This is a genomic window from Nonlabens marinus S1-08 (genome assembly GCF_000831385.1).
GTDB classification, from domain to species: domain Bacteria; phylum Bacteroidota; class Bacteroidia; order Flavobacteriales; family Flavobacteriaceae; genus Nonlabens; species Nonlabens marinus.
Map to the genome: position 1 here is coordinate 1,232,753 of NZ_AP014548.1, position 12,766 is coordinate 1,245,518.

A 12,766-nucleotide genomic window follows, 5' to 3' on the forward strand; every position below is an offset into this window, starting at 1 on the left:
AAATTAGCAGCAACAAGAAAAAACCAATAATTAATGAAATCAATTAAATTTTTGTTCATCAGTATGATGCTTGTTTCTTTTGGATCCTTCGCACAAGAGGCGCCTAAAGAAGAAAAAGCAACAGAACACTACAACGAGAACAAATTCCGCCAAATGTATCAGGAGTTTTCCACTCCTAATGAATACCGTAGCGCCAGTGGTGCTCCAGGTCCAGCATACTATCAGCAACGTGCTGATTACAAAATGGACATCAGACTAGATGATGCAAATCATCATTTGTACGGTTATGAAACGATCACCTATTTGAACCAGTCTCCAGATGTATTAGAATATTTATGGGTGCAATTGGATCAAAATATGCGAGCTAAACATTCAAAAAGCCCGCTTATTGAAACAAGTCGCATCAATCCTTACGCTACTGCTGAAGGTTTTGCAGGTGAATTTTTAAAGGAACCATTTGATGGTGGTTTCAACATCAAAAAAGTTTTAGACAGTAAAGGAAATCCATTGAAATATACCATCAATCAAACGATGATGCGTGTGGAGATGCCTGAGGCATTGGAGCCAGGGAAGGATTTTGAATTCGATATCGAGTGGGATTATAATATTAACGATCACGTGGATGGTCGTGGTAGAAGTGGGTACGAGCAAACTCCAGACGGTAACCGCTCATATGTTATCGCTCAATTCTATCCTCGTATGGCAGTTTATAATGATGTTGAAGGATGGCAAAACAGCCAGTTCTGGGGTCGTGATGAATTTTCATTGCCTTTCGGTTCTTTTGAAGTGAACATTACCGTTCCTTCAGACCACTGGTTGGATGGAACAGGGAAATTGACCAACCGTAAAGATGTATACACTAAGGAGGAAATGAACCGCTACGAGCGTGCCATGAAATCCTATGATAAGCCAGTAATCATTCGCACACAGGCTGAAGCTGAGAAATTAGCTCAAGGAAGTGCTGAAACTACAACAACCACAAAAACATGGAAGCTGGAAGCAGATTTCGTACGTGACTTCGGTTGGACTTCTTCTAGAAGATATATTGCAGATGCAATGGCGGTGAAAGTAGGTAAGAGTGATGTTATGGCCGTTTCTATCTATCCTCCAGAAGGAAATCCATTATGGGAGCAATGGTCTACCTATGCTGTAGCACAAACATTGAAGTCCTATTCTAGAATGACATTTGATTACCCTTACCACAAGGCAATTTCTGTACATGCAAAAAATCAAGGGATGGAATATCCTATGATTTGTTGGAACTATGGTCGTCCAGAGCCGGACGGTTCTTATTCTGACCGTGTGAAGTACGGTATGATTTCCGTAATTATTCATGAGGTAGGGCACAACTATTTCCCAATGATCGTGAACTCTGACGAGCGTCAGTGGACATGGATGGATGAAGGATTGAACACCTTTGTACAGTATGTAGCGGAGCAGGATTTTGGCGAAAGCTATCCGGCAGCTTTAAAAGGCGACACAAATCTTGATGCCTACCCATCTAGACGTGGACCAGCGGCTGCGATTGTTCCTTACATGGGTGGTGATCAACGTTATATTGCGCCTATTATGAGTAAAGGCTTGAACACCTACCAGTTTGGTTCTAACGCTTACGCGAAACCTGCTACAGGATTGAATATTTTGCGTGAAACAATTATGGGTAGAGATTTATTTGACTACGCATTCCGCACCTATTCTGAAAGATGGATGTTTAAGCACCCAACACCAGAAGATTTCTTCCGTACTATGGAAGATGCTAGTGCCGTTGATCTGGACTGGTTCTGGAGAGGATGGTTCTATAGCACTCAGTATACTGATATGGCTATAGGAGATGTAGAGCGTTACTATGTTTCTAACGAGATCAACAAAGAAATGAAAGAGCTTGCGGAAGCACGCAACATTCCATTAGATCGCCTTCAAGGATTGGTTTATATGGTCAAGGAAGGGTCTGAGGATTATAAGCCTGAAATGAAAGGAAAAGACCCTAAAGAAGATGCAGTAGCATTAAAAGAATACTTGATGGATAACTTCACTCCAGAAGAAAGAGCGATGATGAAAAATCCAAAGTATTTCTATCAGATCACCGTTGAAAAGCCAGGAGGTTTAGTCATGCCTATCATCCTTGAGTACACTTATGCTGATGGAACTACTGAAATGGTTACTCACCCAGCTGAAATCTGGAGATTAAACGACAAGCAAGTGACTTTAAGCAAAGGAACCTCTAAGGAAATAGTAAAAGTGGTAATCGATCCAAACCTGGAAACAGCAGACATCGATGTGACTAACAATACATGGCCTAAAGAAGCAACTGTAGATAAGTTTGAAGAAATGAAGAACTAAGTTCTTCTACTTAAAATAAATAGAAAGCCAGATTCACAATGAATCTGGCTTTTTTATGTTTGTAGTGTATGAGACACCTCTTGTTATTTATTCTGACCATGGTCATATGTGCCATTTCAACCTCTTGTGACGATGATATTAGAGATGTCGAGGAAGTTGTTGGCGTTGAGGAACCAATCGATCTGGAGGTGCGTCTGGAGCGAATCGATCTGTCTGAAACTATCGACGGCACGCCCACCTCGAGCATCGCTATCAATTATGATGCAAACCAGCGTATTGATGCCGTTGTGATAGAAGGAGGTTCTTCTTTTCAAATGACGTATGCGGCAAACAATCGATTAGTAGCGATAGAAGAAACAGGCGGTGGTATAACAAAGTCCACAGCATTAATTTATGATAACAATACCATCACAGCTAGATCAACAGCAAGCGATGGGTCTCAACAAGAAAAAATACTGCGAATCGATTTGCAGAATAGAATTGATCGAGCAATAACTTACGATTTGAACAGCGCAGGGAATAGAACTGAAGTTCGCCGTCTACAGTATTTGTACACAGAGAATTTTAATGTTTCAAGAATCAATGATTTATCTGCTAACGGGAACACGGTGTTAGGTTATACAGAGTTTACTTATGTGTTTAATAACAATCCATTCCGGGATATGAATGATGTGATCCGGTTTTTAATTTTTGATGAATTTGTTCCTTATACCAGGTATTTACCGGCCACGCAACGGGATTATGAACGTGTGGGAGGGAGTTTTATAGAAAGTCGATCTACTGTTTACACGTACCAATTGCAGGAGGATCAATTCCCAAGTTCCAGAGCAGTAGAAACAACTACCGCAGCAGGAACACAAACAAATTTTGAGTTCTTTATTTACCAACCTTAATTAACGCTTTTGGCGCATTGAGATCTGGTCAGGATCGTATATTTGCACCATGTTATCTATACCTCTTTTTATAAGCACACCAGAGATGATGATCGTAGGATTGGTCATCATATTGGTATTTGGTTCTGATAAACTTCCAGAAATCGTTCGTGGAATTGCCAAGGCAATGAATACGGTACGTAATGCTACAGACGACATCAAGAATGAAATCTCAAAATCTGCTGATGAGCACGGTTTTTCTAAAGATGTCAAACAAATTACCCAACAAATTGAACAGGTCAAGGATCAGATAGAAGATTCTGGATCGATCAAACGTAAGTTCTAATGTGGGATCAGTTGGTCCAGTGGGACCGGGATATCTTTAGTTTTATTAATAGCTTATGGATAGGTAAGTTTACTGAGTTTTGGCTATTTGTGACTCAAATTGAGCACTGGATACCCCTCTATTTATTTTTCTTTTATTTACTCTATCGAGCGATGTCATGGCGCAAAGCTTTGGCGAGTATAGGTATGGTGTTGACCACTGCAGTTTTTACCCTGTGGCTAACTAATTTTGTGAAGAACAGTGTTGCACGTCTAAGGCCTAATAACGAACCTGTATTGATGGACGGCATCAATATCTTACAAATGCCAGAAAACTTTAGCTTCTGGTCAGGACACAGTGCAGTGAGTTTTGCAGCTACTACAATTGTGGTGCTTTTGTTGCAACACTATAAACCTAGCAAATGGTATTTTTTATTTTACCTCTGGCCCATCACCTTTGCCTTTTCTAGAATATTCGTGGGGGTACATTTCCCTGCAGATGTTACTGTGGGTATGATCATAGGTTTGATCGCAGGCTGTGTCTTTTATAAAATGACGCTGTTCCTATTTGATATTTTAAAGAACACGAGAGAGCGTTAACCCATCACGAACGGATAGTAACACTGTTTGTAGTCTAGAATCCTCCTTGAGTAGTCTGTTGTATTCCAGCAGCACCGGTGTTGAACTATCTTTTGGCTTGACATCTTCTACCACCTTTCCATGCCACAAGACGTTGTCAGAAATAATTAAGGATCCAGATGTTACCTTTTCCATAATCTGGTGGAAATATGTGACGTAATTAGGCTTATCGGCATCAATGAAAACCAGGTCAAATGTTCCTTCCAGCTGCGGAATAATTTCTGTCGCATCACCATTTTTTTGATGTACAGTAATTTGATTTTTTCCGCTTTCGCGAAAGCGAGTTAAATAAGCAGCTGCAAAATCTTCTAGTTCTTCATTGATATCAATGGTTACTAATTCACTGCCGTCAGGCATACCTTCCATCAAACAAATGGCAGAATACCCAGTAAACGTGCCTATTTCCAACACGCGCTTAGGAGCACGCAAGTGCGAGATCATACTCAACACCCGACCTTGATACGCGCCTGAAAGCATGATGGGTTGCAACACCTTCAAGTGTGTTTCCCGGGTCAGGTCTTTGAGAATCTGCGGTTCGTCCTGAGAATGGTTGACGATGTAATCGTCTAGATCTTTGGGTAAAAAAAACATGGCTGCAAGATACATCTTGCAGCCATTTTTCTAAAAGAGTTAGAACAGGACTATCCCAAAATTCCTTTTTGCTTTTCGTAAAACGCATCAGCTTGTTTTTGCATAAGCTGGCGTGCGGTTTTCTTTTTGTAGTTGTACAGCTCTTCCTCATCTGCAATATCAGCATAAACGCGGTTGTTCAGGTCGCGGTCTGTTTGTACCATGACGGTTTGCTGCTGTTTTTGCTGGGTTACCCATGACTTCACCAGGTCTTCACGCTCGGCTAGTTTAAAATCGTACTCACCTTTTGGAGCCAGTAGTTTTGCGATGATAGGGGAGGTTTCTATCGCTAGAAAAAGTAGAAAGATGAAAAACGAGATCAAGAACGGCAATTTGTTCAAAGCGCTAATGCGTGCCATGAGACCGTCAAAGTTGTCAATGATGGGTTGAGTTGCTAGTAACTGTGCTGCTTCACGTTCTTGAACTTCGGCAAGTTGGGTTTCTAATGCCAACATTTTCTCTGCGTTAGCAGGTTTTAGTGTAGTTAATTCGGCCAGTGCGGCGTCGTGTTTGTCGCGCTTCTCTTTGTAGACGGGCCCTTTGCCTAGACGGTTGGTTCCAGCGGTTCCTTCGGCTTCTGCGATGTAGGTGGCATAAAGGGCTTCAACTTCGGCCTCTTTGTTGGTAACCTCGTCTTTTAAGTCTTGTATCGCTTTCGCGAAAGCGGACTCCTCAGCAGCAAAAAGTAATCCTACTTGCTCTTGGTTCTCAAGAGTCATCTCGTTCTTCTCTGCAAGAAGGACTCTATCAATTTCTTTCTCAAACATTTTAAGTTCGAGTGGTTTTGAAATCACAACGGCAATGATGATCGCTAGCAAAATACGCGGCGTCGCCTGCCAGATTTCGTTGATTTTCTTGTCACTTTTCTTAAGTGTAGAAACGATATAACGGTCCAGATTGAAAATCAACATTCCCCAAACAAGCCCAAAAGCAGCGGCTACCAGATAGCTGTCAAAAACAGTGTACAGCGCATAGGCCGATGCGAAAAAGGCCATAAGCGCGGTGAAGAAAACGGTGGCGCCTATACCTGCGTATTTGTTGCGCTCTCCAGCGCTACACTCGTCCAGCAGATCTGCATCTGCACCGCTACAAAAAATGAAAAATGATTGCATTTAAATATAAGTTAGGCTCATATAACGTTCTAGGATGTAAATTGTTACGTTATTAAAGAAAAATTAAAAACAAATTCAAAAAATATACGATGTCATTTCGAGCGCGGTCGAGAACAGTTGTTTAGCAGGGTTTTATTGCGCCTTGCTTACTATGGAAGTTAAAACCTGAAAATAATTATATCATAGTCATTTCTAAATATCATCTCTTTTAAAGAAATCAATAAAGCTTGGGTTAGTTTTCTTGTAACTATACGGTGCGAGCTGTATTTTCAATTTCCCGTGTTCAATATATTTTTGGATATAAGTATCTCCAAAATCGTAGTTCAACATCTCTTCATAATCTGTGGTGTATCCTTTTGGGTAGAAAATGACCGCGTTGTCGTCCTCAAAATATTTCTTTACGATGGGATCTTTTTTGATGATCGCTTCTTCGGTTTTGCTGTCCCAAATAGGTGTTACTACCAACTTTAATTTTGTTGCCTCTTCATCTGTCAATTTTATTCCATTAGGATGAAAAAGGTCGATGCTCAAATCATTGGGCATTTTGTAACTGTATTCAATTCCTTCATGTATAAATGTTCCATAACCGCGATCTCCATTTATAGTGTAAATAGAGTAACCTGTGTTTCGGACGTAAGCTACTTTTTGGTTTTTGTCTGAATCAATTGTTTTAAAAAGTTGAGAGTACAAATTGCCAAGAAGTTCTTCAGACATTTTAATTTCAGTGCCTGTATAGAATGCCAACTCTATTTTATTCCCATTTACGGTGACTAGATCAAAAGGAACATCATTCACTTTTTTTATCAATTCTTCGATCTCGCTTTTATCTACTTCTTTATTATCGATTTTATATGTTACCGGATTGATTTGTTTGTCTGCGAGCCTCAAAAATGCCATGCGGTAGTCATATTCTCTTTTATTTTGGTTGGTTTGATCAATTGATGTTTTGAGGACCTGTTTCAAGGCGCCTCTGTTTGTGGAATCGATTATCTTGCCTAAGTTTTCATACATCTGCTCCCTAATTTTTACCTGCCCTTTACTATAGTCTGGTAAAATCATGAACTTTAGAACACCATCTTCGGTAAATTTGACCATAGTTCTTTTTGAAAAGTCTTTTGATTTTAAATCCTCAATTTTTAATTCGGTTGATTTTCCTTTAAGACCTATGGATTTGTAAACGGTATCTCTTACAGTGTAAGTGGTTGAAGCATCAAGTATTTTAAACTTACTACTGCTAAGCTTATTTTTCAAATCAGCCTCGTTTTCAAGTAACTCATTAACCTCTTTTTCAGCCTCGTAATATGCTGTAACGTCAAATCGATTACTTTTCAAATCGATTATCTGGCCATCCATAGTCATAAGTTCAACACTAAAATCAGGTTGAATTTCATATTTGAAAAATTGTCCATTATACTCCACAGTTCCTTCTGGTTCATATCCATCAACGCTTACCCCAAATGTCGTGTTAGGGTTATTATTAGTAGTGCTATGATTAATCTTAGGCTCCATTTGAGTCACTTCCTTACCACAACTAATAACAAGCAATGCAAGAACTGGAAGGATAGCAAGACTTCTTAAAAGTCCAGCAGTTTGTGAAGTTTGTGTTTTCATAATGGTAAATCTTTTTTTGATGATGGGAAAATTAAAGGTGTTTGCCAATGTGCGGTTTTGACTTTTTGCGGCATATTGAAGTAGTGTTTCTTGGTAGGTTTTTACATCCACCTCTTGAGCTATAACGGCTTGATCTGCTAGAAATTCGTGATTTAGCTTTATCGAATACTTTATTACATATATCAACGGATTAAACCAGGCTAATACCAGTAGTAATTCAATCAGAAAAATATCAATGCTGTGCTTTTGATCTAAATGGGCTTTTTCATGCTGCAAGACCTCTAGTGGAATTTTCCCAGCATGATAATCTTTTCTATTGACATAAATGGTATTCCAAAAAGAATGAGGAACGACAACTTTTGGTCTCAAAATCAGTCTGTAATTTTGGAAGCTATCTAGTTGATCGGTTGACTTTAAACGAAGTCCGTTTAGGTTTTTGACAAACCGGAAAAGCATGATCAGTAAACCAATGACATAAACAGCAACTATCACTGAAGTCCAGTCGATGGTAAATATATTATCTACCGCAACTGTTTCCATCGGTACTTGGGATACTTGTTCAAAGGTTGGCAATGGTCTGTTAGATTCTATAGTTGGTAATGGCAGCACCACTGTCTTAACAACCATAAATGGAATCACTACAGAAACCACTATAGCTGCAAGCAAATACATTCTCTTGAATTGATGCCAGCTGGTATTTTCCAATAATAGTTTATACACTAGCCATAGGACAAGCAGGCAAATCGAGCTGTTTATAAGTAAGTGTTGCATGGTGTGGATTTTTACTTTTTGAAACGAGAACTAGTATTTATTTGATACCCACCTTATTTCTAAACGTTCGTTCAAAACCATTCTTTGTGAATAGGCTTACTTGAAACGGCTGTGGAAATCTGGAAGATCTGGCATTTTTGTAGACTTTACTTTTAGTAAAATGTATAAAATCATTGTAGGTATATTGCTCCAGAACGTTGTTGTCAATTACCTTACCATCGATCCAAACTGCATATTCGGACTTATTTTTGAGTCCTTCAAATTGTTTCAGGCTGGGTTGATTGGGTTGCACCTCGTTCAGATCAAAAGAAAGCATTGCTGGCAGTTTTTCAACACTGCTTTTTTGCGACGGTGACATTTGCGCATAGATTTTTGTCATTTTTTCCAAATCAGAATTTTTCCAAATCCGATCACTGCCTTTATAAGAATTCCGAATCAGCTCTTTGTATTCAGCCATCATTTGTTTTGTTGGATGAGTAGAATCCTGTCTTTGAATCGTATTCACAGCATATAACTTACCTGCAACCTCATTTGTTACTGACTTTACAGAGGATTGTAGAGCTTGCTCCAGCGATTTGTTTTTTTGCGCTGGTGGCGGTGACGGTATTTGAAGAAAGGGCTTGATCTCAACATTTTTACCATTTATTTTTTCAAAATCTACAATTTCGTTTAATTCATTAATGAAAACCTTTTCATATAAATTTGAAGCAAAGTAATATGACTTGTTCTCGAATACTGCCTCACCAGAAACAACCAAAATATCATCCTTGAGCTCATTTTTTAGTTTTTGAAGTTCATCCGCTGTATAAAAGTTAGCGTCACCATCATATATTATTTTACCTGAATCTGACTTATAAAATAATTTAGTTGTTGAAGGTATTTTATTGCCTCGAATAATTTCAGGCTCTTCTTCCACTATTTCAACTTCTTCAATTTCAATAATTTCAATCTTGTGTCCTTGAGCCTCTAAATCCTTTTCGTTACCGTCAGAATCGTAAAATTTAATTTTATCTTCTGTTCTTTTGAAGGTATATTTTTGATCGTCAATTGTGATAGTTCCTTCTTTTCTTTGTGTGTCAATATAAATAGGCTTGCGTTTTTCTTCAGGTGTTTCCTCCACAATCTCAATAACCTCAGGTTCAACAACAAATTCTTCTTGTCCACAACTAATAAGGAGTAACGCAAGAACTGGTATTATAGCAAGACTTCTTAAGAGTCCGCTGGCGGTGGTTGTATTTGTTTTCATAATGGTAAATCTTTTTTTGATTAATGGAAAATTAAATGTGTTTGCCAATGTGCGGTTTTGACTTTTTGCGGCATATTGAAGTAGTGTTTCTTGGTAGGTTTTTACATCCACCTCTTGAGCTATAACGGCTTGATCTGCTAGAAATTCGTGATTTAGCTTTATCGAATACTTTATCACATATATCAACGGATTAAACCAGGCTAATACCAGTAGTAATTCAATCAGAAAAATATCAATGCTGTGCTTTTGATCTAAATGGGCTTTTTCATGCTGCAAGACCTCTAGTGGAATTTTCCCAGCTTGATAATCTTTTCTATTGACATAAATGGTATTCCAAAAAGAATGAGGAACGACAACTTTTGGTCTCAAAATCAGTTTGTAATTTTGGAAGCTATCTAGTTGATCGGTTGACTTTAAACGAAGTCCGTTTAGGTTTTTGACAAACCGGTAAAGCATGATCAGTAAACCAATGACATAAACAGCAACTATCATTGAAGTCCAGTCGATGGTAAATGTATTCTCTACGGCAATTGTTTCCATCGGTACTTGGGATACTTGTTCAATGGTTGGCAACGGTCTGTTAGATTCTAAACTGGGTAATGGCAGCACCACTGTCTTAACAACCATAAATGGAATCACTACAGAAATCACTATAGCTGCAAGCAAATACATTCTCTTGAATTGATGCAAGCTGGTATTTTCCAATAGTAGTTTGTAAACTAACCAGAGAACGAATAAGCAAATGGAGCTATTGATGAGGTGGTCGAGCATAGTTGGGCTTTATTTAATTTAGCTGACCAGAGTATTCGATAACTGTTATTCCATTTTCCTTTTTTACTCGGAAGTCATTGATATTCCAATTATCGGGCAAGCTCTTTGCTTGGGCCGTCGAGGCCAACTTCCCGTTAATTAAAAGCTTAATAGATCCGTTTTGCATTCCTTTTAAAAGAGTTGGTGTATGTGTAAACCAAGGCTGCGGTGGAGGCGGAAGTAACTTTCTTTTTGCATCAGTCATTATGATTTTGACTGACATGTTTCCATTTGCGTCTGGTAAAATTTGGATGTCTTGCTGTCCTGTGAGTTTAATGGCGCTAACTGCTCCCTTATATGAAACCTTTCGATCATCTATATAATAGGTCAAATCTTCTTTGTTTGCCTCAATGAATTCTAAAGGGCTCAATGGCGGTGGCGGTGGCGGTAAAATGAATTTACTCACATTTATCTTTCCACTGGAAACACCCCTTAAATCAACCACCTCAAAATATTTGTTTAGAAAAAGTTTTCCAGAACGATCTTGAGCATAATAATATTTATGCCCATTGACCTCAGCAATTTCACTAATCACAATAACGTCGTCACCATAACTTTTCTTCAAATCAGTAATACTAGATTCAATAGCTTTATTACTTTTCAGGTCATAAGTGAAATCTTCGTTTATTGGAGACACGATTCTTTTGCTGTCTGAGATTTTCTTTCCTCTAAACAGCTCGTTATCTTCTACTTCTCTAATTTCAACCTCTTCAATTTCAATGATCTCATAACCTTGACTTTCTAAATCTTGTTCTTTTCCTTCCTTATCGTAAAATTTGAATTTGTTGTCGATTCTTTTAAAAGAATATTTTTTTCCATCTACAGTCACAGTTCCTTCCTTTCTTTGAATATCCAGCATAATACTTTTGCTTTCATCAATTGGCACCTCAACAATCTCAATAACCTCAGGTTCAACTACGACTTCTTCCTGTCCGCAGCTAATAACTAGCAGGGCAAGAACTGGAATGATGGCGAGACTTCTTACAAGTCCGCTGGCGGTGGTGGTGTGTGTTTTCATAATGGTAAATCTTTTTTTGATGATGGGAAAATTAAAGGTGTTGACTAGCGCACGGTTTTGACTGTTGGATGAATAAGCGAGTAGTGTTTCTTGGTACTCTTTAGTGCCAACGCCATTTGTAAGTACTGCCTGATCTGCTAAAAACTCATGATTGAGCTTCATAGAATATTTAAAGAGGTACAACAGCGGATTGAACCACATCACAACGATGAGTAGTTCTATAAATAAAATATCAATGCTGTGTTTTTGATCCAAGTGTGCCTTCTCATGTTGCAACACTGTGTCTGGGATGGCTCCAGACTTATAGTCGGTTATTGATGCGTATATATTGTTCAAGAACGAGTGCGGGACCTGGACGAGTTCTCTTAGAATCAATTTATACTGGGAATATGTGCTCACCTCGTCAGTAGACTTGATTCTCAAGTCATACAGATTTTTGATGAATCGGATTCCCATTAGGAGAACTCCAATACTATAAAACCCAAGCAAAACAAGACTCCAATCCCATGTCAAACCTGTTTCCACAACTTCGCTAGGCATCAACTCCATCGCAGTTAAATCAATGGTATTGCCAGAAGTAAAAGGAACTACAACGGTGCGCACGACAAGAAACGGAATCACGGCAGAGATGACGACAGCAGCTATAAAATAGTATCTCTTAAAATGATGCCAACTGGTATTTTCTAGTAACAGCTTGTAAACCAACCATAAGCTGAATAAACAAACTGAGCTATTGATAAAAAAATGCTCCATGGTTATTGCTCTTTTATTTGGTCATCGATGATTTTCTTGAGTTCCTTCAACTCCTTTTGGGAGAGATTTGTTTCTTTAGTAAAGAAAGAAGCAAACTGGGCAGAGCTATCATTGAAGAAATTCTTGATCAGTCCATTGACATGCTTAGAGAAGTAGGCACTTTTTTCAACCAAAGCGAAGTATTGACGGCTGTTGCCTAATAAGTTGTAACCCACAAAACCTTTATCGGTCATGCGCTTGAGCATCGTGGCGATGGTGGTATTTGCTGGTTTGGGCTCTGGATAAGTGTCCAGTAAATCTTTCATGAATGCTTTTTCCTGCTTCCACAAGATATTCATCAATTCCTCTTCTGATTTTGATAATTTCATCTCTACATATTTAGAAGTAACTCTACAAATGTAGAATAATAATTCAATTCTACAAGTGTAGAGGTATGAAAAATTCAAATTCCAAACTCCGAAAATCAGACTGTGGTTGTGGAGGTTCATTTGCGCTTATGCCTGCCGGCAGGCAGGAAAGTGCAGTACAAAAAATCCCGATTATGCAATCGGGATTTTAGCTGATTAAAAATGAGGTCTTGCGATAAGGATTGAGACGGCATCCTTTTTTAAGACTCACTGGGCGCAGCCGAAGTGGGTTT

Annotated in this window: 10 protein-coding genes; 4 read left to right on the forward strand and 6 right to left on the reverse strand. The window is 38.7% G+C overall.

From position 1 onward, the window contains the following. The first annotated feature begins 33 nt into the window (after positions 1–33). The 4 genes from NMS_RS05675 (at position 34) to NMS_RS05690 (ending at position 4,136) form a co-directional block, all read left to right on the forward strand. The gene (locus NMS_RS05675; RefSeq protein WP_041495840.1) at positions 34–2,340 is read left to right on the forward strand and encodes a M1 family metallopeptidase; all 2,307 of its coding nucleotides are present in this window, start codon (positions 34–36) and stop codon (positions 2,338–2,340) included. Positions 2,341–2,408: 68 nt separating this feature from the next. Then, a complete protein-coding gene (locus tag NMS_RS05680) occupies positions 2,409–3,233 on the forward strand; it encodes a hypothetical protein (RefSeq protein ID WP_148311339.1) in 825 nt (274 codons plus the stop codon). 49 nt (positions 3,234–3,282) lie between these two features. Continuing rightward, complete coding sequence (locus tag NMS_RS05685; RefSeq protein WP_041495842.1) at positions 3,283–3,558, forward strand: Sec-independent protein translocase subunit TatA/TatB; 276 nt, start codon at positions 3,283–3,285, stop codon at positions 3,556–3,558. Beyond that, positions 3,558–4,136 carry a phosphatase PAP2 family protein gene (locus tag NMS_RS05690; RefSeq protein WP_041495843.1) on the forward strand — a complete coding sequence of 193 codons (579 nt, stop codon included), beginning with the start codon at positions 3,558–3,560 and terminating at the stop codon, positions 4,134–4,136. Before NMS_RS05685 ends, NMS_RS05690 begins: the two co-directional genes overlap by 1 nt. Here the strand turns inward: NMS_RS05690 and NMS_RS05695 are convergent. From NMS_RS05695 to NMS_RS05720, 6 genes are all read right to left on the reverse strand, one after another. Continuing rightward, on the reverse strand, positions 4,113–4,766 hold the full coding sequence (locus tag NMS_RS05695; protein WP_041497507.1) for an O-methyltransferase: 654 nt from the start codon (positions 4,764–4,766) through the stop codon (positions 4,113–4,115). The genes NMS_RS05690 and NMS_RS05695 overlap by 24 nt on opposite strands. 50 nt (positions 4,767–4,816) lie before the next feature. Continuing rightward, the gene (locus tag NMS_RS05700) at positions 4,817–5,917 is read right to left on the reverse strand and encodes a DUF4407 domain-containing protein (RefSeq protein WP_041495844.1); all 1,101 of its coding nucleotides are present in this window, start codon (positions 5,915–5,917) and stop codon (positions 4,817–4,819) included. Positions 5,918–6,109: 192 nt separating this feature from the next. Further along, the gene (locus tag NMS_RS13440) at positions 6,110–8,299 is read right to left on the reverse strand and encodes a M56 family metallopeptidase (RefSeq protein WP_084217622.1); all 2,190 of its coding nucleotides are present in this window, start codon (positions 8,297–8,299) and stop codon (positions 6,110–6,112) included. A gap of 37 nt (positions 8,300–8,336) precedes the next feature. Continuing rightward, positions 8,337–10,316 carry a M56 family metallopeptidase gene (locus NMS_RS05710; protein ID WP_084217624.1) on the reverse strand — a complete coding sequence of 660 codons (1,980 nt, stop codon included), beginning with the start codon at positions 10,314–10,316 and terminating at the stop codon, positions 8,337–8,339. Positions 10,317–10,329: 13 nt separating this feature from the next. After that, the gene (locus NMS_RS05715; RefSeq protein WP_041495846.1) at positions 10,330–12,126 is read right to left on the reverse strand and encodes a M56 family metallopeptidase; all 1,797 of its coding nucleotides are present in this window, start codon (positions 12,124–12,126) and stop codon (positions 10,330–10,332) included. Positions 12,127–12,128: 2 nt separating this feature from the next. Continuing rightward, entirely contained in the window at positions 12,129–12,494 is a 366-nt protein-coding gene (locus tag NMS_RS05720) for a BlaI/MecI/CopY family transcriptional regulator (protein WP_041495847.1), read from the reverse strand. Positions 12,495–12,766 lie beyond the last annotated feature (272 nt).